Here is a 20,128-nt window from a genome sequence, read left to right as displayed (position 1 = left end):
AAAAAATAAAATCTTTTATCCTCTTTGCGCGCAGCGAAGAGAGGGTGGTTGAGCAAAGCAATGACCGGGTGAGGAATAGCCGCAATGAAATTGGAAAAAAGTCTTTAAATCAAAAAAGGGATGCTTTCGCACCCCCTTTTCTTCGTTAGTTAGTTTAGTCAGTATAGTGTTGTTATTATAGTTCTTCGTCGTGCTGGCTTACGTCCAAACCTGCAAGCTCTTCTTCAGGAGTAACGCGTAGCGGGCTGATCAGGTCAGTAACTTTAAGTAGTACAAATGCACCTACAAAAGCAAATACCGATACGGCAACCAATGCAATTAAGTGTGTTTGAAATAATGAGAAATTACCATTTATCCAACCATCGTTACCAGCGCTGTTAACAGCTTTAGTAGCGAAGATACCGGTCATTAACATACCTACCATACCACCTACACCGTGGCAAGGGAATACGTCAAGTGTATCATCAATGTTGGTTTTGCTTCTCCAGATAACTACCAGGTTACTAATAACCGCGGCAACTATACCTACAATAAGCGAGCTTGATACGGTGATATAACCTGCAGCAGGTGTTACAGCAACCAAACCTACAACAGCACCAATACAAGCGCCCATTGCCGATGGTTTTTTACCTCTCAGGATATCAAAGAAGATCCATGACATGGCAGCAGCAGCAGATGCGGTAGTAGTAGTAGCCAATGCAGTAGCAGCAAGTTCACCAGAACCTAATGCAGAACCTGCGTTGAAACCAAACCAGCCAAACCAAAGTAAGCCTGTACCTAATATTACGTAGCTGATACGTGCAGGGGTGTGAACCTCTTCGGCACCTGTACGTTTTTTAAGATATAGTGCTGATGCAAGTGCAGCCCAACCGGCAGACATGTGTACAACGGTACCACCTGCAAAGTCTAACACTCCCTTTTTAAAGAAGTAGCCTTGTGGGTGCCATGTTGCGTGTGCTAACGGGATGTAAATAATAACGATAAATAGAGTAATGAAAATTAAGTATGAGTTGAAACGGATACGTTCGGCAAATGCACCGGTAATAAGCGCTGGTGTAATAACCGCGAACTTTAACTGGAACATGGCAAAAAGAATAACCGGGATAGTTCCCCATGAAACACCTATAGTATTTTGCATCATGAAGAATGATTTTGGGTTACCAATTAAGCCCAAGCCGCCCACATCTTCGCCAAAAGCCATGCTGAAACCAAATACTACCCAAATGATAGTGATAAGGCCCATACATACAAAGCTTTGCAACATGGTAGAAATAACGTTCTTTTTACGCACCATACCGCCGTAAAAGAAGGCAAGGCCAGGTGTCATTAATAATACCAGCGCGGTTGAAATTAGCAACCATGCAACATCGGCACCATTGTAAGTTGCCGGTTTGGCAGCTACTGTTGCTCCCGGGTACATAAACGCCAGGATAACTACAATAACGAGAATTCCAAAGGGTACAATTTTTTTCATGTTAAGATTTAAGTTAATAATTGATTGTTTAGTACATAGTTAATTAATCGGGTGGTTGGGCCGATAATTAATTTTTATAATTAATGTAATGATCAGTTTAACCTCATAGCCGGTTCATTCATAGAAGAGTTTTTCAACTCGTCGGTTAAATGCTGGATATTGGATTTAATGTTAAGGATTATGAAATAAGCGAGACTGAATACCAGGGATAATAGTACGCTTACCAAAATGGCCACTTTTGCAATATCCTGCAATGCTTCTACCTTAAAAGCAAGCATTGTTGTAAAGATGGACATGGTAAAACCGATGCCGGCCAACGTGCCCATACCAAAAACCTGTTTCCATTTAACATTATTTGGCAGGCTGGCCAATTTTAATGCTACAAGCACACGGCTGAACAAGAAAATGCCTGCCGGTTTACCTATAACCAAGCCAAATATGATACCCATACCCAAGCTTGTCCCTAATGAACTTACGATGTGCTCGGGCATTAATATGGCTGTATTAGCAAGTGCAAAAAGGGGCAAAATCAAAAAGTTAACCCAGCCGTGAATGGCTTTTTCAATTTTAGGCAATGTTTTTACAGGGGTAGCAAATGCCACCAATACGCCTGTTATACTTGCCTCAACACCAGAGTTAAATATCGCATACCATATCAATAACGACAATGTTATTTGTATCACACCAAACTTTACCTTAAAATAGTTGCAGGCAAATAATGCCGCGTAAAGTATAGCTGCAATACCTAACAACACCCAGTTAAGATGGCCGCCGTAAAATAAGGCTATTACCGCAATGGCGCCAAGGTCGTCAATTATAGCAAGGGCCATAAGTAATATTTTTAACCCTACAGGTACCCGGCTGCCCAATAACGACGCAACCCCTACAGAAAAAGCAATATCAGTGGCGGTAGGTATGCCCCAGCCATGTACATAGCTGGTGTGTAAATTAAACGCCACAAATATCATAGCAGGAACAGCCATGCCACCAAGAGCAGCGCCAAATGGCAAAATGGCTTTTTTTAAGCTCGAAAGTTCACCATTGATCAACTCCCTTTTAATTTCCATCCCGGCCATTAAAAAAAAGAATGCCATCAGGAAATTATTTATAAAGCTCGTAAAGTTTTCAGGTGCATGAAAAGATGTGGGGTTATGTAACCAGTCGCGGTTCCAAAAATCCCGGTACAAGTGCGTAACTCCGCTCATATTAGCCAGTAACATAGATACCATGGTACACACAATAAGCATGATGCCGGTAAAGCGGCTGTCATTTATTAATATCCTTAACGGATTAATTGCTTTGATCAGTAATTTTTCCATGGCAATGTTATAGTTATAAATACCCGGCTGTATTTGATGTAGCCAGGTATTTATTATGATTCAAATTAATCTACGTAGCCTAAAACGCCCATTTCAGGTATGTCAAGCCCTGCAATCTCATCTTCTGCTTTAACCCTGATAGGGGTAATTTTATTTGATATTTTAAAGAAGATGTACATCACGATAAATACAAATACTACACAGGTTACTGTGCCAATGCACTGTGCGCCAAGCTGGCCCCAATCGCCATAAAAGCCACCTTTTACAGTGCCTTTAACACCATTCCAGCCATCGCCGTATGAACCATCAGCAAAAAGGCCTAATGATAAAACGCCCCATGCGCCATTGGCGCCATGCACTGCAAACGCGCCTACAGGGTCGTCAATTCTAAATTTATTATCCATCAGATGAATAACTAATACAACCAGGCAACCCGCTATTGCGCCAATTATAACCGATGATAATGAGTTAACAAACGCGCAAGGTGCTGTTATAGCTACCAAACCTGCAAGCATGCCATTTGCAAGCATACCCGGGTCTGGTTTTTTACCTTGCATGTACAATATAGCTAACACAGCCAGTGTGCCAGCGGTACCGGCCATCATGGTATTTACGGCAACTATACTGATACGAAAATCGCCACCGGCCAATGTAGAGCCAGGGTTAAAGCCAAACCAGCCTAAAGCCAAAATAAAAGTACCTAATAATGCCATTGGGATATTGTGCCCGGGGATAGTGTTAGCTGAACCATCGGCATTAAACTTGCCGATACGCGGGCCAATAATTATAGCGCCTGCAAGGGCTGCAATACCACCAACAAGGTGCACAACAGATGAGCCCGCAAAATCAACCATGCCATGCCCTAATCCAAAATTAGCGCCCAGTTGAGACAGCCAGCCGCCACCCCAAACCCAGTTGCCGTATATTGGATACACGAACATGGAGATGAATAAGCCAAATATCAGGAAAGACTTAAATGACCATCTTTCAGCCATTGAACCCGTAGGGATAGTGGCGGTCGTATCCATAAATACCATTTGGAATAAGAAAAGGGTAAATACACCCACATCATAAACCTTGCTGTTTAAGAAAAATCCAACAGAGCCGGCAATGCCAAAGTCGTGCCCAAACAAGTGTATCACAACTTCGTGGCTTACTACGCCCGGTGCGCCGCCTAAAGTAGCCGCGTTAAGCGCGCCGCCAAACATAAATGCAAAGCCGCAAACCCAAAATCCGAACATGCCGATCGCATAAACCATAAAGTTCATACCCATGGTATGTGCAACATTTTTCTTTTGTGTAAACCCGGTTTCAACCAAAGCGAAACCAGCTTGCATAAACATTACCAGGAACCCTGCTATAAGGGTCCACATGATGTTGATGGCAATTTTGTTGTGCCCAATAGCGTCAACAATTTCGGTAGCGGTTGGCTGACCGGATTTTGCAGCTGTAACATCGGCTGCGGTTCCGGTTTTAGCGCCTGTAGCATCTTGTGCCAGAGAGCGCAGTGGCTGGAAAACCGTTAGCAACACTAATACTATCAGGCCAACAAGCAGGTAGGATGGGATTTTTTTTGGTAGAAATTTTAATTTCATAGTTTTAAAGGATAAAGTTTAGTTAATAGTTATTATTAGTCAGGTCAGTATTTTAGTGCGCGATAATGAATAATAGCCCTGGTGTTGTTAGCTTAAATAGTACTAAGAAAACAGCACCAGCCCAAGGTGCAACCTGTAAGCTGATGCCGGTTTAATTAAATCACAATTAGAAACATTTATATAAACTGTCGCGGTGTTTAATGCAAATTTTGGCTTGTTTTGGATAAAAATGAAAGCCTTATCAAGGGTTTTGGTGTTTTTAATATCATTAATCATGTAAACAAACTTATTTTTTACGATGATTAAGGTTTCAGCAATGTTATTTAAACGAAAAACAACTATTAAATTAATAATATATCTAAATGGCGCGGAAATTAAATCCCTTAATGGCGTAAATCTATTACTAATCATTAAAATATCTTTCAATACTGTCAATTGCACATGCTAAAATAACAATATTAAAACAATATTATCAATAAAAATTGTATTTTTTTGTAAATTCTTTCAAAAAACCGGTCTTATAATGAAAAATTAATCTTATTTATTTAATATCTGGTGTCTGAAAAACCTTTATTTTATCATTTTATGGGCATATTTTTAAATTCAGGCCAGATATTATATCTTTTCAGAAAATTCAGGAAATCGGCAGGGATTATTGGATTATTTCAAATGTCAAAGAGAAAAAGCTGGTCTGTTTGCGGTTTTACCTTAGTTTCTATAGGCAAAAAGTTAGAAATTGTGATTCCCAACAACCTTACCCGGCTATTTTCGGTATCGGTAGCGGCAAGTAATGTTTTAGATGTGCTCAATATAGTATTGGCATCATCTATATTCTCCGGGAGTGAAAGGCTGCGTGTTATTTGCTTAAAGTCGCTGTATTTTATCTTGAGGGTGACGGTGCGCCCTTTTAAATGATATTTTAATAGCCGGTCATGCACTGTTTTGGCTATCTTTTCCAACTCGGCGTGCATTTCCTCAATATCGGTCAGGTCGTAAGCAAAAGTATCTTCAGCGCCCATTGATTTTGTTTCGCGATGAGGTTGCACGTCGCGGTCATCAATACCCCGCACTATATTATAATAAAAGGTGCCTGCTTTACCAAAGCGGCCGGTCATATCTTTCAGGGTTAATTTCTTTAGGTCGGCACCCGTAAACAGGCCCTGTTTTTTCATTTTTTGGGCTGTTACCATGCCTACGCCGTAAAACTTTTCTACCGGCAGCTGCTCCATGAAATTTTCTATGGATGACGGGCCTATGAACATCAAACCATCGGGCTTCTTAATATCCGACGCGATCTTCGCTACAAACTTATTGATAGATACCCCGGCAGATGCAGTAAGGTTCAATTCATCTTTTATGGCTTGTTTTATTTGTTGCGCGATCTCGATAGCAGAGCCTATCGATAGTTTATCGTTAGTAACGTCCAAGTACGCCTCATCCAACGAGAGCGGTTCTATCAGATCGGTATATCGCCCAAAAATCTCGCGGATCTTCTGCGATACCTCCTTGTAAGCGGCAAAACGTGGCTTTACAAATATGGCATGCGGGCAAAGCTGCAATGCTTGTTTAGACGACATGGCCGAACGGATCCCAAACTTGCGGGCTTCGTAACTGGCGGTAGCAACCACACCGCCCCGTCCTTCGGGCAGGCCGCCAACAACAAGAGGCTTGCCCTGGTACTCGGGGAAATCGCGCTGCTCTACCGACGCGTAAAATGCGTCCATATCAATATGGATTATTTTACGTTTTATCGATATTTCGTTGTCGGCCACTGTATGTTACGGATATTAAAACTGGTTATTTAATTTACCTTTGGCAAAATTACTCAACTGCATATAAATATAATGTCATCCCATCACATTGTACGCGAAAAACAGGAACCTGCCCTGCTGTTATTAAGTGTCGATAATTTCGAGGAAGAGTTATTGGGCCAATTGCTGGAGTGGAGCCCCACAGTAATAACCACGCCGCTAATTGCTGAGCAGATGAACAGCTACGAAATAAAGATAGATATTATTGTAGCCGATGAAATTGACGAAACCCTGCAATCAGATATCAAACAGATCCCGCAAGCGGGGACATCGCAGGTAGAGGCCGCTTTAAACTTCCTCATCCAAAACGAATACAAAGCCGTTAATGTAGTGGCCGATGTGGTTAGCTTTGATGATTTTACGGCCTTCGCCCCTAAAATAAACATCGTGATATACAGCGGTAACCAAAAAATTTACCCGGTTACACCAGGCTTTAATAAATGGAAACCCGCGGGCGAAGATATTCGCATTTTATCGATATCTTCAAACCTACAAACCAGTGGGTTGATTGATAATGGTGATGGTGGTTTTGTAACCACAAGCGATGGGTTTATCAGCATTGATTTTGACGGAGATTTCCTTTTTATCTCAGAAGAGATCTGATTAGGATACAAGCCTGACAAACAGGCTGATTAGCGGCCTGTTTTTTGTACAAAAATAATTATACATTAATTAAACCGTTGATGTGTTTCATAGTCTTATACATACATCGGCCTTGAAGGTGCCGATCAATTATAAATTTCAAGATGAAAACAGGATATAAAAAATTATTAACTATTGCCTTAAGCGGAGTGTTACTCCTGTCTTTTGGCCTATCTGCCAATGCCCAACGTGGTAGCAGAGGCGGTGGTGGTGGTGGCGGCGGCGGAAGCCGTTCATCAGGTGGCTTTAGCGGCGGTGGTGGTGGCGGCGGTTTTAGTCGTCCGTCAAGCGGTGGCAGTAGCGGTGGTTTTAGCCGCCCATCATCCGGAGGATCTGCCGGTGTTGGCGTAAGCCGTCCATCAGGTGGTTTTAGTCGCCCGTCAGGTGATGCAGGTGTTAGCCGTCCGTCTGGTGGATTTAGCCGTCCAAATAATAGTGGTTTCAGTCGCCCTTCAGGTGGTTTTAATCGCCCTAACAATAGCGGCATAGCAGGAACAAGAGGTACAACAGGCTTTGGCGGCCGTGGTACAGCAGTTGCGGGCAGCCGTGGTAATTATGGCTATAGCCGTGGTAATTACGGTAGTGGCGTAAGAGGCGGTTACCGTGGTGGCAACTATGGCCGTTACGGTTATGGTTACAATCGTGGCTACTATGGCGGTTCACGCTATTTTAACCGCGGATTTTATAACAACCGTGGGTTTTACAATTCGTATTATTTGCCACGGATAGGTTTTAGCATAGGCGTGTTGCCATTTGGCTACTACCCTTTCTATTACGGCGATTACCAATACTACTACAGCGATGGTTTATACTACCAGCAATACAATAACCAATACACGGTGGTTGAACCGCCGGTAGGTGCCGAGGTAAATTCATTACCATCTAAAGCTGATGCTATTACCATTAATGGCGAGCAATACTACGAAAGTAACGGTGTGTATTACCGCGCGGTTACCAAAGATAATGGTACCGTTGTTTACGAAGTTGCCGGTAAAGATGGTGAACTGAATACAGCCGATGGTGGCGCAGGTGCCGGTGCTGAATATGACCAGCCTTATCAGATAGGCGACGTTTTAACCACCTTGCCGCAGGATAGCCGTAAGATCAAAGTAAACGGTGAAAAATTATACGTAGCTCCTGATGGGACTTATTTCCAGGAAACACGCGATAACGATAATAACAAAGTATATAAAGTTGTAGGCCTTGCAACAGACGAGCCCGAAGACAATAACTAAATTATTAAAAATGTATTTAACGGCGGGTGCTGCAAAGCACCTGCCTTTTTTTGTGCCCTATATTTACAGATAAACCCGGGGCTGGAATTCATCCAAACAATTTTTATCCCCCGTGCATTATTTGTTAAGTTAGGTTATGAGACATGCGCATCATGGGCATTACCGAAATGTGCCGATGTTTGTCAGGCTCGCTCAAACGTGTGCCATAAACCTATTTACAGGATTAATAATTATGAAAGCCCTAATATTAAATTGCACCCTTAAGCCGTCGCCGGCAGCATCAAATACTGAAGCATTGGCTAATGAGTTTGTTGGCGAGCTGGAAAGCCTTGGGGTTGAAACGAACATGATTCGCGTGGCAGATCTCAATATTATCACGGGCATAAAATCTGACTTGGGCGAAGGCGATGCCTGGCCCGCTATTTTAGAAGAGCTTTTAGCATCCGAGATATTAATCATAGCCACCCCCACTTGGATGGGAACCATGAGCAGCGAAGCTCTGAAAGTTTTAGAACGTATAAACGGGCTTTACCCAAAACGTGACGCACAGAACCGGCCGGTTACTTTTAACAAGGTTGCGGGCTTTGTAGTGACCGGTGCAGAGGATGGCGCCCGCCACGTAGTATCAGAAATAGCAGGCGCGCTGATGGACGTTGGCTTTACCATCGCGCCGCAATCTTACACCTATTGGAACAATGGTCCCGGTCCCGGGGATAACTACCTGGAGAGCGATTATCGAAAAGAATGGTCGATACAAACGGGTAGGGCTGCTGCCGCAAATGTGGTGGCGGTTGCTACAGCCTTAAAAACCACACCCATTCCCGGCAGGGAATAACATTGGCGTTGATATCATTACCTTTGCGGTATGATCGACGTTGTATTAAAGAAAGGTAAAGAGAAAGCCGTATTGCATAAGCACCCCTGGGTATTTTCGGGCGCGATAGAAAACGTGAAGGGCAAACCTGTTAATGGCGAAATTATCCGCCTGTTGGATAGCAAGAATGGTTTCCTGGCTTACGGTTTTTACAACGATCAATCGCGCGTTGCCGTCAGGTTATTGGAATGGGATGAAAGTGTTGCTGTTAATGATAATTGGTTTCGTGAAAAGGTAAAGGTTGCTGTTGCCGGCCGTGCCCATATCCTTGCCGACGGAACAACGGATACCTGCCGTTTGATCTTCAGCGAATCTGATTACCTGCCCGGCCTTATCGTAGATAAATACGCCGACCACTTAGCTGTGCAGGTGTTAACATCGGGTATGCAAAACGCCATGCCGGTTATTATAGATGAGCTTAACGCACTTTTAAAGCCGACCAGCATCTTTGATAAAAGTGATGCAACATCCCGCTCGCACGAGGGGCTGGAAACCACCAACGTTTTATTGGCCGGCAACCAACCACCCGAATTGGTGATGGTAAAAGAGAATGGCATCAGCTATGGCATCAACATCACCGAAGGCCAAAAATCAGGCTTTTATTGCGATCAGCGTTATAACCGCCAATTATTGGCAAGCTACGCGAAAGGCAAGAAGATGCTGGATTGCTTTAGTTATACCGGCGGTTTTACTTTAAATGCGTTCAAACATGGTGCGGCATCTGTTACCAGTGTAGATAGCTCTGCACTTGCGCTGGAAACGCTTGAGGAAAACATCCGCTTAAATAAATTTGAGGGGATGGAGCATAACGCCATAAAATCTGACGTGAACGCACAACTGCGTAAGTTTAGGGATGAAGACGCCAAGTTTGATATCATTGTGCTCGATCCGCCAAAGTATGCGCCATCGCGGTCGGCGTTGGATAGGGCATCGCGGGCTTATAAAGATCTTAACCGGTTAGGCATGCAACTGCTAAACAGCGGCGGCTTGCTGGCTACCTTCTCCTGCTCGGGCGCTATGGATATGGAAACTTTTAAACAAGTATTGGCCTGGGCTGCCCTTGATGCCGGCAAGCAGGTGCAGTTCATCTACCAGTTTCACCAACCCGAAGACCATCCCGTTAGGGCATCATTCCCGGAAGGGGAGTATTTGAAGGGGTTATTGTGCAGGGTTTGGTAGAATAATTTCCTGCTAACTAAATATGTCATTAATATATAGGCTTGGTCACGGCAACCCATCCATAACAAAGCAACCTCCAAACTATGCGTAATACACAGTTTGGAGATTGCTTTATACCACGCAATTATGCGCGGTTATACTATCGGCAGGAAACCTAAGTAAAAATTAATCTAAAGTTATTTGCCTTTTGATGCTTTCTTCAAGAGATATAAAGGTCTCGGTGCGTTGTATGCCCTTTACGCTTTGGATGTTTTCGTTTAACACTTCGCGCAGGTGGTTGGTATCGTGGCATACAATTTTAGCGAAAATGCTGTAGCTGCCGGTTGTATAATGCAGCTCTACAATTTCGGGCACGGCCTTTAATTGTTTTACGGCATCGTTATACTGCGACCCTTTCTCCAGGAATATTCCCAGGAAAGCGGTTACATCATAACCCAGCTTTTGCGGGTTTACTTCCAGGCTGGCACCTTTAATTACACCCATCTCCTCTAACTTTTTCATCCGCACGTGTATGGTTCCGCCTGAAACGATCAATTCTTTTGCGATTTCGGTGTAAGGTGTGGTCGCATTTTTCATCAATATCGATAAAATCTGTATATCCAGATTATCAATTTCTAAATTTTGAGGTTTCCTGTGAGGCATAATTTTAAATATCTATATTCAAATACAAGTATAATTATAATAAAAGTAAAAATAAAAATATTTTGTTGAAATATTTGCAAGAAAGTATCAACTCTGTTAGATTTGTATAGAGCAAATGACAATTGCTTTATCGTTCTTTAAAAACAAACATTGTTGGGTGGTGAAATTTTTGGCAGACACACCTCCTTGTCCCGGTGGCGGAGAATATGGAAAACCCGAAGCGGGCTAACTACTCTTTGAAGGTTCGAACCCTTCCCCAACAGCTATTAGATCGGAAGATCTAATTAACATCCTGTAGGATGGTGAAATTTTGGCAGACACACCTCCTTGTCGCGGTGGCGGAGATAATGGGAAACTCTTAGCAATAAGAATAACCACTCTTTGAAGGTTCGACCCCTTCTCCTACAGCTCTTCTCATAATTTAGGTTTATAATTGGTTAGTAAAGGCCCCTGCCCATCAGGGGCTTTACTTGTATAAGAGATTTTTTTTCTAACCTATCACACGACCATTTAATATCGAATAATGAATTTGAACTTCGGGTATTGGATTTACTTCATTATTCCGTGTTGATATACTAATAAACAAAAAATCCCGGCTGTTTACCGGGATCTTCGCATAATATTTAATAATCAGATCTCTCATTAAAAGAATTTAAAGCCTACGCTTAAAGCCCATATATTTTGGCGCTGGCCATAACTTTCGTTTATTTTAGTAAGGCCACCCTCGTAACGCAAATCGGCAGTTATATGGCCAATATCAATACCGCCACCTACCTGGTAACCCAGCGTGCTTTTTTTGTAATTGCCAAAATCATTGTAAGCGCCACTTACGTTATCGCTAAAGTTTTGGTTTTTATCCATCAGGTAGCTGTAAACCGGGCCGCCCATAATCCTAAAGTTTAGGTTATCGCCACCAAAACCTTTACCTATTAACAAGGGTATATTGATGCTGGTAAAGGTTACCTTACCATTTGTAGTTACAGTGCCGCCGTTGTTATTAAAATCGAACTTACCGCCGCTGCTGGCTACATATAGCTCGGGCTGTAAATAAAGGCTGCTTCCAAAACGCGCAAATAAACCTGCCTGATAGCCCGCCACGGTAGATTCGCTTACATTATTGGCACTGATCTTGGAAAAGTTGACGCCCGCTTTGGCACCCAGCGAGAACTGTGCTTGGGCACTTATTGCCGCCATAAATAGTATGGCAACGCTTAACAAACATTTCTTCATAGTAGTAATTGTTTAGTTGATAAAAAAAGTTAGATGTGCAGAGTGTTAAAAGTTTAACACTCTGCAAGATATTAAACGCCTGTAGCGGGGTATTTTTTATATTTTTGCTTAAATATTTTATTGTATGGCAGAGATAACGATCAGTAACAAGGATTGGGAACGTATAAAAATTAAGGTTCAGCGCAAATATAACAACCTTACCGACGAGCAATTACAATATACCGAAGGCCAGGAAGACAGCCTGATAACCCGCCTGATGGACCTGGTTAACCGCGACCGTAAATACGTGGTATTTACTCTTACCAAAGCGTTGGTGAACATGGATACTAACCGCCTTTAAATTTAGTTTATTATATAAAAGCCGTTTGGCTTTTATATATTTATAGTTCAAGAGGTTGGGAGCATGGAAAAAAGTGTGATAAGCAAATACAAAAAACCGGCGATATATATTGGCGGGCTGGCAATTGCTGTTAGTTTATGGAGTTTTCAGGACGATCTTTTCCAAATCTCGAAAAACCTGGATGTATTTGCATCGGTATATAAAGAGGTTAACATTAATTATGTTGATGATATAAACTCGGCAAAACTGATTAAAACAGGTGTTGATGCTATGCTGGAGGGGCTGGACCCTTATACCGAGTTTGTGCCCGAATCTGAAATTGAAGATTACAAACTGCATTATGTAAGCACCCAATATGGTGGCATAGGTGCAAGCATTTTTTTGCGTGATAGCAAAGTTTATGTGTCTGATGTATTTGCCGGTTTCCCGGCCCAAAAGGCAGATATACGCCAGGGCGACCAGATGCTAAAGATAAACGATATTGAGCTTATCGGTAAAACTAACGACCAGATAAGCCAATTGCTTAAAGGATCTAAAGGCGCGGTTATTAAGTTGTTAATGAAGCGTGACGCAGATACTCCTCTTGTAAAAACCCTCACCCGCGACGAAATAAAACAGCCAAATGTAGTTTACACCGGCATAGTAGCCAACAACATGGGTTATATAAAACTGAACAAGTTTTTAGAAAACTCGGCCGAAGAAGTAACTACCGCGCTTATTGCTCTTAAAAAGAACAACCCCAACGGTATCATCCTCGACTTACGATCTAACGGTGGCGGCATCTTGCAGGAAGCCGTAAAAATTGTGAACTTGTTTGTACAAAAAGATGTACAGGTGGTATCGCAACGCGGAAAAGTCAAAGAAAAGAATTTTACTTATAATACGGTATCAACTCCGTTAGAACCAAATTTACCGTTGGTGGTATTGGTTAACAGCCGCTCGGCATCAGCATCAGAAATTGTAGCCGGTGCGTTGCAGGATCTGGATAGGGCTATTATAATAGGCCAGCGCAGCTACGGTAAAGGCTTGGTACAACAAACCTTTAACCTGCCTTACAATAGTTTGGTAAAAGTAACGGTGGCTAAATACTTCGTACCATCGGGCCGTTGTGTTCAAGAGTTGGATTACAGCCATCGTAAAGATGATGGTAGTGTTATTAAAATGGCCGATTCATCTATCCACGAGTTTAAAACCCGTAATGGCCGCTCGGTTTATGATGGCAGCGGCATATACCCGGATATCTATATAAAGCAGGATAGGTTCGCTAACATTACCCAAACGCTGGTAAGCAAGCTGTTTGTTTTTGATTACGCTACAAAATACCGTAACGCGCATCCGCAGCTTATAGACCCAAAATCCTTTACTTTAACAGATGAAGGGTATGCCGATTTTACCAAATACCTGGAAGGTAAGAATTATACTTATAGCACCATATCCGAAAAAATGCTGGGCAGCTTAAAAACAGAAGCGACCAGAGAGAAGCAGTTTACCGAGATCCAGGCCGAGTATGAGGCGCTTAAAGCCAAAATGGCCAGCAGCAAAAAGAACGATCTGCAACTACATAAGGAAGAAATAAAGCAGGTGCTTGAAAACGAAATAGCATCGCGATATGCGTACGAGAAAGGCCGCTACGAAGCTAACTTTAAGTATGATAAGGAACTGGCCGAAGCTGTAAAAACGATGCAGGATAAAGCTCAGCTGGCAGCTATCCTTAAAGGAATAGGCGATTATAAAACCATAGGCAAACCCGTATTAGCCATGGCCGGTAAAAAAGAAGATAGGGATTAGAAGCAAGAAATAAGAGCCAAGAATCGAGACGATTTAACCATACAAATACAAAGCTTTTCGACTATTTGGAGGTTATTTTGCATCCTCTGCCTTTCCTCTTTTATTTTGATGTAACATCGATGTTATAACTATTTTAAGTTTAAACTATAACAAGCTATATCTGTCATACCTGCATTAAAACATAAAAACAACGTTATGAAAAAGATTATCATCACTGCAGCAATATTTTTTAGCTGTATAGCATACAAATCTGCCGATGCGCAAATTAGTTTAAGCCTTAACATCGGCAGCCAGCCTGAGTGGGGCCCGACAGGTTACGACCATGCAGATTATTACTATATGCCGGATATTGATAGCTACTACGATGTACCGGCTCATCAATACATTTACCTTGAGAACAATAGTTGGGTGCGCCATGCAAGTTTACCGGCAAGATACAGTAACTACAACCTATACAATGGTTATAAAGTCGTTGTAAACGAGCCAAGGCCATGGACCCGCGCCACCGTTTACCGTACTAAGTATGCCAATTATAAAGGCCATAAAGGTCAAACCATTATACGCGATAGCCGTGACGTTAAATATAGCAACCATTGGGCTGGCAACAATTATAACCGCCCCGTTCGTGTTGTAGAGCATAAAAAGGTTGTAAAATACAAAGGAAACAATGGCAACCACGGGGATAATGGCAACCATGGTAATAAAGGAAACGGGCACGGTAAAGGCCATTAATAATTGCCATATAATATAAAAAGCGTCCCGAAAATTTCGGGACGCTTTTTATTCCTTATTGTTTTTAGTTTTTTATTAGCACTAAGTTGATCACTTTTTCCAACTCCTCCAAGTCGAAAGGCTTGGCAAGATATGTTTCCGCGCCGGCATGATCTGCAAGCAACTGAATGTCGCTATTGGCCGAAAAATACACCACAGGTATGTTTTTTAGCACTTCGTCTTTTTTAAGGGTTTGGGTAGCAATGATGCCGCCGGCGTCAGGGATCCAATTGTCCATCAGAATAACATCGGGCGATATACCGCTAACTTTTTCGGTAATATCATTGCAGTCCGTAAAGGTATGAACCTCCCAGCCTTGTTCTTCTAAGATATAACTACAGATCGATAGAATGTCTTCATCATCATCAAAAATGATGATTTTTTTTGCTTTGTCGCTCATTGGTAAGTAGAGGGGTGAAGCTATAAATAAGTTTTAAAAAAAGCAAATTTTTTAATTAGATATATAATGCATCACGCACATCACAAACACGTTCACAATTCTTAAAACTCAAGTTCCAGCAATACGGGACAATGGTCTGAATGTTTTGCCTCTGGCAGTATAGCGCAGCGTTTAATATTATCTACAAGTTCCTTACTTGCCATGGCATAGTCAATACGCCAACCAAGGTTTTTGCCACGTGCACCAGAGCGGAAACTCCACCAGGTATAATTATGCGGCTCTTTGTTACAATGCCGGAAAGTATCTACAAAGCCCGACTCTACAAAATTCTCCATCCATTCGCGCTCTTCGGGTAAAAAGCCCGATGAGTTGGCGTTTGACTTTGGGTTATGAATATCAATAGGTTTATGGCAAATGTTGTAATCGCCGCAGATAACTAAATTTGGATGCTCTACCTTTAAAAGGATAAGATATTTACCAAACTCATCCAGGAAACGGTATTTGAAGATCTGGCGCTCATCGCCGCTTGATCCGGAAGGGAAATAGGCGCTCATTACTGATACTTCATCGAAATCAACCCTGATGCAACGGCCTTCGCGGTCAAAATCGTGGATGCCACATCCGTACTCTATGTGGTTTGGGGTTGTTTTGCTGAATATCGCAGTGCCACTGTAGCCTTTCTTTTCGGCAGGGAACCAGTAGTGGTTGTAGCCTAATGCATCAACAAGGCCAAGCTCTTTAATTACATCTGGCGTGGCCTTAATTTCCTGTAAGCATATCACATCAGCGTCGGTGGCTTGTAACCATGCCAACCAATCTTTACTTATAGCCGAACGAATGCCGTTAACATTATAGGTAATTATCTTCATTTTACTTTGGGCCATAGCAGTTTGTCCATCTGTTTACACTCTTTTTTGCTAAGTAGTTCCACGGTCATGGGTATGTTATTGTCCGGCCTGTCGTTTCCATCTTTTTTAACAGCGGCTATCTGGTCAACCATATCAATACCTGTAACCACTTCGCCATAAACGGTGTAATTTTGGTCGAGATGTGGCACGCCACCTGCGGTGGTATAAATATCGCGCTGCCAGGTTGGGATCTTACGTCCTTTTAAGCGGGTCATTTCTAATGTATCAAGTTTACCGTTCGTCCAGCGTTTGCCCTCTACAATATAAAACTGGCAGGCGCTTGACGCTTTCTTAGGGTTGTCATCACGCGCAGCGGCCAATACGCCTCGTTTATGAAATAAGCTATCGCGAAACTCTGCGGGCACCGTGTACTTTAAATCCCCGTTGCCCAGTTCGGCGCCGGGTTTGTTTTTCGCGGTATCGCGCGAGTCCGGGTCGCCGCCCTGGATCATAAAGTTTTGTATCACCCTGTGGAAAAATGTCCCATTATAAAAGCCCTGCTTGGTAAGCTTTATAAAATTATCGCGGTGGAGCGGCGTTTGGTTATATAGGCGGATTATAACGTTTCCATACGTTGTTTTAATACGAACGTATTGGTTTTTGGGCGGTTTGGCGAAAGCTATACTTATGGTAAGCAGCAATAAACAAATAATAAATATTTTTTTCATATCGTTCGGTTATCCTATTAAAAAATCCATTCCATTTCCGATTCAAAATAGTCGATTATAAGCGATTTTATCAACATCTCTTGCTCTAATATCGTGTAGTTGGGAACAACTTTCACCAGTTTCCAGTGCGGCCAGCCATCTTGATCAAGCCCCTCCAATTCATAAAAGCCCATTTTGCTAAACAGCTTGCAGTTGGCAATATGCATTAGTTCTTCCTTTTGCCTTTTACTGAATTTTTTGGCGCCCTGCCCCAGTTCCTGAACACCTATCAAAAACATCACTACTTTAATGTCGGGTTTTTCATTGTCGAATTCTGTTGCAATTTTGTCTTGCAATGCGGCCCATTTTAAATTTATCTCAGCAGGTTTCATAAGGGCAAATATACTGATGTAGCACGGTTATCAGCATTTATCATTGTGCTCAATTAACAACATTGTTACGTACTTAAAATATGATTAGCATTTTATTAACTACTTTTGCGTTGTATTGCTAAATGCATAGCTTGTTTTGAAAAAAAGCACTTACCATATTTTTTGCGCATGGGCGCTGATGCTCTGTTTCATAACAGGGCAGTATATGGTATTTGCCCACCAGCACAACATCATAAAAACATTACACGCAAAAAACTGCACCGATTGCCATAACACCTCAAAGCAGGACATTAAAGAAAAATGCCAGCTTTGCGATAGTATGCACCATACTTACATGGAGCTGCCCGGCAATAATCAATACGCGTCATTTACCCCTTCAAATCATACCTTCATTACTTTTGAGTATGATTTTAAAAGCATTGCCCTTGTATTATCGCAAGGCCGTGCGCCCCCTGTAGTTTCATAATACTTACCTATCTTTTCAACGCCGCGTCATGTGGCATTTTATCGTATTTCTTTAATTTATTATTATGAAACTTAAGCTTATATATTGCTTTATATTTTTGTTCGTTCAGTTGTCTGCATTTGCAGATGTTATAGACTTTAAGGGTAAAGTTGTTGATGCCAAAACCAACGAGCCGTTGATTGGCGCCACTGTAAATATTCCCGATCTTCGCCTTTCTGTGGCCACCAACAACAATGGCGAATTCTCGTTCAAATCGATCCCGGCCAAAGGCCGTTTTGTAGTGCAGGTACAATATCTTAGCTACAAAACGCTGACCCAAACCGTAGATTTTTCATCTGCTGCACCAATGGTCTTTGCTCTGCAACCAAGTGTAATAGAATCTCACGAGGTGGTGATCACCGGCACCCCCATTACATCAGGCAGCCGCAGTAACAGCACATCGGCATCGGTAGTTACCAAAGAGCAGTTGCAGGGTTCATCAACAAACTTAATTGATGCGTTAGCCAGGCAGGTGCCGGGTGTAAGCCAGATAACAACCAGCCAGGCCATCTCAAAACCCGTTATTCGTGGATTGAGCTACAACCGAGTAGTTACCTTAAATGATGGTGTTAAACAGCAAGGCCAGCAATGGGGCGATGAGCACGGTATAGAAATGGACCAGTTTGCTGCCGGCCGTGTAGAGGTGCTGCGTGGTGCTGCATCATTACAATATGGCTCTGATGCATTGGGGGGTGTTATCAACGTGATTGACCCGCCGACGCCCTCAGAAGGCAACATTGCAGGCGAGGTTTTAACCAACTATTCCACTAATAACGGCCTTAACAATACATCTGTAATGTTAAGCGGTAACGAGAATGGCTTTGTGTGGAGGGGCCGCGGCACTTACCAAAATGCTTATTCATTTAATACACCTGCGGGCCGGTACATCAACAGTGGTTTTAACCAAACCAATGTTAGCGGTATGTTAGGGCTTAATAAATCTTGGGGCTACTCGCACTTAAACTTCTCATACTTTAAAGATAACATCGGCTTTTACGATGCAGAACCTGGCGACCCTTTGTATAACGACAATAAAAGCCGCACATTAGATTACCCCCGCCAGGACATCCGCCACTATAAATTAGCGCTTAATAATAACTTCCAGTTCGGTGGCAGCTCGTTAAAGTTAGACCTTGGGTACCAGAAAAACCAGCGCCGCGAATTGGAGGACAATCCAACGCCAAACCTGTTCTTCGATATGAATACTTATTCGTTAGATGCTAAGTATTACCTGCCCGAGCATAACGGATGGCACCCGGTTGTTGGTTTAAGCAGCAGCCTAAGCCATAGTGTTAATCTTGGTGAGGAACTATTGATCCCGGCTTACGATGAGTACAGCACGGGCGCGTTCGTTTATGCTAAAAAAGTATGGGGACAAAACACGTTTAGCGCAGGTGCTCGTTTCGATTATATTATAAACAAAGGCAAAGCCCAAAATGACGACGCCGGCAACCCTATATTTGTTGGATTTGATAATAAATTCTCTAACGTGAGTGCAGCCCTGGGTTACACCCATATTTTTAACGATGTGCTAAGCTTTAAGGCTAATGCCGGTTCTGCTTTCCGTGCGCCAAACCCTGCTGAGTTGGGTAGCAACGGGGTACACGAAGGTACAAGCCGATACGAAATTGGTGATGCTAACCTGAATCCGGAGAAGAGTTACCAGGCAGATGGTACCTTAGAATATGGATCTGGCTTCGTTACCGGTAGCTTTGGGGTCTACGAAAATTACATCCACAATTTTATTTATGCATCAAATACCAACAAAGAACAAACTACGGTAGTTGACCCGGCTACAGGCTTGCCGAGGCAATTTGATACTTATCGCTACGGGCAGGTGAATGCTAACTTATATGGTTTTGAAGGTAACTTAACGTTGCACCCTGTATCATTCATCCACTTCGAGAATACTTTTAGCTACACCGAAGCAAAAAACACCACGTTCGACAGGCCTTTGCCGTTGATACCTGCCGGCACATTGCATAATACCCTTCGTTTTGAACCAAAAGTTAAAGGCATTAAGGACTTTTACTTCTACGCGGGTATAGACAACTTTTTTAAACAGAACCGTGTTGACGCCACCTTCGAAACGCCAACAGATGGCTACACCTTACTTAACGCAGGTGTAGGCGCTACGTTTAATATTGGTAAGCAGTCTTTGAAACTTTATGTATCGGGCACCAACCTTACCAATAAAGCATATTACGATGCCCTTAGCCGCTTAAGGCCGGGCCGCTACAGCCAGGAAGACCCGACTTACGGGGTTTACAACATGGGCCGTAACATAACCTTGGGGGTTTATATACCTTTTGGAACCAATAAATAGTATAGTTAGTTTAGTTAGTTAGAAAGAGAGCCCCGGAGTAGTTACCGGGG

General features: G+C 42.7%; 20 protein-coding genes and 1 tRNA gene. 10 read left to right on the top strand and 11 right to left on the bottom strand.

What is annotated here, in order from left to right; genetic code table 11:
• Positions 1–175: 175 nt before the first annotated feature.
• The 5 genes from ABIB39_RS02690 to dinB all read right to left on the bottom strand — a co-directional run bounded on the left by ABIB39_RS02690 (position 176) and on the right by dinB (position 6,112).
• Positions 176–1,474, bottom strand: coding sequence for an ammonium transporter (locus ABIB39_RS02690; RefSeq protein ID WP_354427061.1), 1,299 nt, complete (start codon positions 1,472–1,474; stop codon positions 176–178).
• 92 nt (positions 1,475–1,566) lie between these two features.
• Positions 1,567–2,793: a Na+/H+ antiporter NhaA gene (gene nhaA, locus ABIB39_RS02685; RefSeq protein ID WP_354427060.1), complete on the bottom strand. Its 1,227-nt coding sequence runs from the start codon at positions 2,791–2,793 to the stop codon at positions 1,567–1,569.
• 65 nt (positions 2,794–2,858) lie between these two features.
• Positions 2,859–4,388 (bottom strand): ammonium transporter, encoded by a 1,530-nt coding sequence (locus tag ABIB39_RS02680; protein ID WP_354427059.1) that lies wholly within the window; start codon positions 4,386–4,388, stop codon positions 2,859–2,861.
• Between the two features lie 102 nt (positions 4,389–4,490).
• Positions 4,491–4,814, bottom strand: coding sequence for a hypothetical protein (locus ABIB39_RS02675; RefSeq protein ID WP_354427058.1), 324 nt, complete (start codon positions 4,812–4,814; stop codon positions 4,491–4,493).
• Positions 4,815–5,053: 239 nt separating this feature from the next.
• Positions 5,054–6,112, bottom strand: coding sequence for a DNA polymerase IV (gene dinB, locus ABIB39_RS02670; RefSeq protein WP_502916149.1), 1,059 nt, complete (start codon positions 6,110–6,112; stop codon positions 5,054–5,056).
• 120 nt (positions 6,113–6,232) lie between these two features.
• Between dinB and ABIB39_RS02665 the strand changes: the two genes are divergently transcribed.
• From ABIB39_RS02665 to ABIB39_RS02650, 4 genes are all read left to right on the top strand, one after another.
• Positions 6,233–6,802, top strand: coding sequence for a thiamine pyrophosphokinase (locus tag ABIB39_RS02665; protein ID WP_354427057.1), 570 nt, complete (start codon positions 6,233–6,235; stop codon positions 6,800–6,802).
• 143 nt (positions 6,803–6,945) lie between these two features.
• Positions 6,946–8,076 carry a DUF6515 family protein gene (locus ABIB39_RS02660; RefSeq protein WP_354427056.1) on the top strand — a complete coding sequence of 377 codons (1,131 nt, stop codon included), beginning with the start codon at positions 6,946–6,948 and terminating at the stop codon, positions 8,074–8,076.
• A 232-nt stretch (positions 8,077–8,308) separates the two neighbouring features.
• The gene (locus ABIB39_RS02655) at positions 8,309–8,911 is read left to right on the top strand and encodes a flavodoxin family protein (RefSeq protein ID WP_354427055.1); all 603 of its coding nucleotides are present in this window, start codon (positions 8,309–8,311) and stop codon (positions 8,909–8,911) included.
• A 30-nt stretch (positions 8,912–8,941) separates the two neighbouring features.
• Positions 8,942–10,129 (top strand): class I SAM-dependent rRNA methyltransferase, encoded by a 1,188-nt coding sequence (locus ABIB39_RS02650; protein WP_354427054.1) that lies wholly within the window; start codon positions 8,942–8,944, stop codon positions 10,127–10,129.
• A 165-nt stretch (positions 10,130–10,294) separates the two neighbouring features.
• On the opposite strand, the gene ABIB39_RS02645 is transcribed toward ABIB39_RS02650, so the two are convergent.
• Positions 10,295–10,771 (bottom strand): Lrp/AsnC ligand binding domain-containing protein, encoded by a 477-nt coding sequence (locus ABIB39_RS02645; protein WP_252758844.1) that lies wholly within the window; start codon positions 10,769–10,771, stop codon positions 10,295–10,297.
• 151 nt (positions 10,772–10,922) lie between these two features.
• On the opposite strand from ABIB39_RS02645, the gene ABIB39_RS02640 reads away from it, so the two are divergent.
• A tRNA-Asp gene (locus tag ABIB39_RS02640) sits at positions 10,923–11,034 on the top strand.
• 379 nt (positions 11,035–11,413) lie between these two features.
• On the opposite strand, the gene ABIB39_RS02635 is transcribed toward ABIB39_RS02640, so the two are convergent.
• The gene (locus tag ABIB39_RS02635; RefSeq protein ID WP_354427053.1) at positions 11,414–12,001 is read right to left on the bottom strand and encodes a porin family protein; all 588 of its coding nucleotides are present in this window, start codon (positions 11,999–12,001) and stop codon (positions 11,414–11,416) included.
• Between the two features lie 124 nt (positions 12,002–12,125).
• Between ABIB39_RS02635 and ABIB39_RS02630 the strand changes: the two genes are divergently transcribed.
• The 3 genes from ABIB39_RS02630 to ABIB39_RS02620 all read left to right on the top strand — a co-directional run bounded on the left by ABIB39_RS02630 (position 12,126) and on the right by ABIB39_RS02620 (position 14,861).
• Positions 12,126–12,341, top strand: a complete 216-nt coding sequence (locus ABIB39_RS02630) for a hypothetical protein (RefSeq protein WP_354427052.1) — start codon at positions 12,126–12,128, stop codon at positions 12,339–12,341.
• A gap of 63 nt (positions 12,342–12,404) precedes the next feature.
• Positions 12,405–14,129 carry a S41 family peptidase gene (locus tag ABIB39_RS02625; RefSeq protein WP_354427051.1) on the top strand — a complete coding sequence of 575 codons (1,725 nt, stop codon included), beginning with the start codon at positions 12,405–12,407 and terminating at the stop codon, positions 14,127–14,129.
• Between the two features lie 195 nt (positions 14,130–14,324).
• Positions 14,325–14,861, top strand: coding sequence for a hypothetical protein (locus ABIB39_RS02620; protein WP_354427050.1), 537 nt, complete (start codon positions 14,325–14,327; stop codon positions 14,859–14,861).
• Positions 14,862–14,925: 64 nt separating this feature from the next.
• On the opposite strand, the gene ABIB39_RS02615 is transcribed toward ABIB39_RS02620, so the two are convergent.
• The 4 genes from ABIB39_RS02615 to ABIB39_RS02600 form a co-directional block, all read right to left on the bottom strand.
• The gene (locus tag ABIB39_RS02615; protein ID WP_354427049.1) at positions 14,926–15,300 is read right to left on the bottom strand and encodes a response regulator; all 375 of its coding nucleotides are present in this window, start codon (positions 15,298–15,300) and stop codon (positions 14,926–14,928) included.
• Between the two features lie 101 nt (positions 15,301–15,401).
• Positions 15,402–16,169, bottom strand: coding sequence for an exodeoxyribonuclease III (locus ABIB39_RS02610; RefSeq protein WP_354428788.1), 768 nt, complete (start codon positions 16,167–16,169; stop codon positions 15,402–15,404).
• The gene (locus tag ABIB39_RS02605) at positions 16,166–16,876 is read right to left on the bottom strand and encodes a peptidylprolyl isomerase (protein WP_354427048.1); all 711 of its coding nucleotides are present in this window, start codon (positions 16,874–16,876) and stop codon (positions 16,166–16,168) included. Before ABIB39_RS02605 ends, ABIB39_RS02610 begins: the two co-directional genes overlap by 4 nt.
• A 17-nt stretch (positions 16,877–16,893) precedes the next feature.
• On the bottom strand, positions 16,894–17,247 hold the full coding sequence (locus tag ABIB39_RS02600) for a hypothetical protein (RefSeq protein WP_354427047.1): 354 nt from the start codon (positions 17,245–17,247) through the stop codon (positions 16,894–16,896).
• 205 nt (positions 17,248–17,452) lie between these two features.
• Between ABIB39_RS02600 and ABIB39_RS02595 the strand changes: the two genes are divergently transcribed.
• Both ABIB39_RS02595 and ABIB39_RS02590 read left to right on the top strand, forming a co-directional pair.
• A complete protein-coding gene (locus ABIB39_RS02595) occupies positions 17,453–17,713 on the top strand; it encodes a hypothetical protein (protein ID WP_354427046.1) in 261 nt (86 codons plus the stop codon).
• Positions 17,714–17,777: 64 nt separating this feature from the next.
• Positions 17,778–20,078, top strand: coding sequence for a TonB-dependent receptor (locus ABIB39_RS02590; protein WP_354427045.1), 2,301 nt, complete (start codon positions 17,778–17,780; stop codon positions 20,076–20,078).
• Positions 20,079–20,128 lie beyond the last annotated feature (50 nt).

Source organism: Mucilaginibacter sp. UYP27 (genome assembly GCF_040547175.1).
Taxonomy (GTDB): Bacteria; Bacteroidota; Bacteroidia; order Sphingobacteriales; family Sphingobacteriaceae; genus Mucilaginibacter.
Note: the sequence above shows the minus strand (reverse complement) of the source record. Positions and strands in the feature narration are given on the sequence as shown.

What these genes read in the sequence shown, in the direction of transcription:
- nhaA (WP_354427060.1), bottom strand. Translation starts at nt 2,793, where the DNA reads ATGGAAAAATTACTGATCAAAGCAATTAATCCGTTAAGGATATTAATA.
- ABIB39_RS02665 (WP_354427057.1), top strand. Translation starts at nt 6,233, where the DNA reads ATGTCATCCCATCACATTGTACGCGAAAAACAGGAACCTGCCCTGCTG.
- ABIB39_RS02650 (WP_354427054.1), top strand. Translation starts at nt 8,942, where the DNA reads ATGATCGACGTTGTATTAAAGAAAGGTAAAGAGAAAGCCGTATTGCAT.
- ABIB39_RS02620 (WP_354427050.1), top strand. Translation starts at nt 14,325, where the DNA reads ATGAAAAAGATTATCATCACTGCAGCAATATTTTTTAGCTGTATAGCA.
- ABIB39_RS02590 (WP_354427045.1), top strand. Translation starts at nt 17,778, where the DNA reads ATGAAACTTAAGCTTATATATTGCTTTATATTTTTGTTCGTTCAGTTG.
- ABIB39_RS02645 (WP_252758844.1), bottom strand. Translation starts at nt 10,771, where the DNA reads ATGCCTCACAGGAAACCTCAAAATTTAGAAATTGATAATCTGGATATA.
- ABIB39_RS02630 (WP_354427052.1), top strand. Translation starts at nt 12,126, where the DNA reads ATGGCAGAGATAACGATCAGTAACAAGGATTGGGAACGTATAAAAATT.
- ABIB39_RS02595 (WP_354427046.1), top strand. Translation starts at nt 17,453, where the DNA reads ATGGTATTTGCCCACCAGCACAACATCATAAAAACATTACACGCAAAA.
- ABIB39_RS02610 (WP_354428788.1), bottom strand. Translation starts at nt 16,169, where the DNA reads ATGAAGATAATTACCTATAATGTTAACGGCATTCGTTCGGCTATAAGT.
- ABIB39_RS02635 (WP_354427053.1), bottom strand. Translation starts at nt 12,001, where the DNA reads ATGAAGAAATGTTTGTTAAGCGTTGCCATACTATTTATGGCGGCAATA.
- dinB (WP_502916149.1), bottom strand. Translation starts at nt 6,112, where the DNA reads ATGGACGCATTTTACGCGTCGGTAGAGCAGCGCGATTTCCCCGAGTAC.
- ABIB39_RS02680 (WP_354427059.1), bottom strand. Translation starts at nt 4,388, where the DNA reads ATGAAATTAAAATTTCTACCAAAAAAAATCCCATCCTACCTGCTTGTT.
- ABIB39_RS02660 (WP_354427056.1), top strand. Translation starts at nt 6,946, where the DNA reads ATGAAAACAGGATATAAAAAATTATTAACTATTGCCTTAAGCGGAGTG.
- ABIB39_RS02655 (WP_354427055.1), top strand. Translation starts at nt 8,309, where the DNA reads ATGAAAGCCCTAATATTAAATTGCACCCTTAAGCCGTCGCCGGCAGCA.
- ABIB39_RS02625 (WP_354427051.1), top strand. Translation starts at nt 12,405, where the DNA reads ATGGAAAAAAGTGTGATAAGCAAATACAAAAAACCGGCGATATATATT.
- ABIB39_RS02690 (WP_354427061.1), bottom strand. Translation starts at nt 1,474, where the DNA reads ATGAAAAAAATTGTACCCTTTGGAATTCTCGTTATTGTAGTTATCCTG.
- ABIB39_RS02615 (WP_354427049.1), bottom strand. Translation starts at nt 15,300, where the DNA reads ATGAGCGACAAAGCAAAAAAAATCATCATTTTTGATGATGATGAAGAC.
- ABIB39_RS02600 (WP_354427047.1), bottom strand. Translation starts at nt 17,247, where the DNA reads ATGAAACCTGCTGAGATAAATTTAAAATGGGCCGCATTGCAAGACAAA.
- ABIB39_RS02605 (WP_354427048.1), bottom strand. Translation starts at nt 16,876, where the DNA reads ATGAAAAAAATATTTATTATTTGTTTATTGCTGCTTACCATAAGTATA.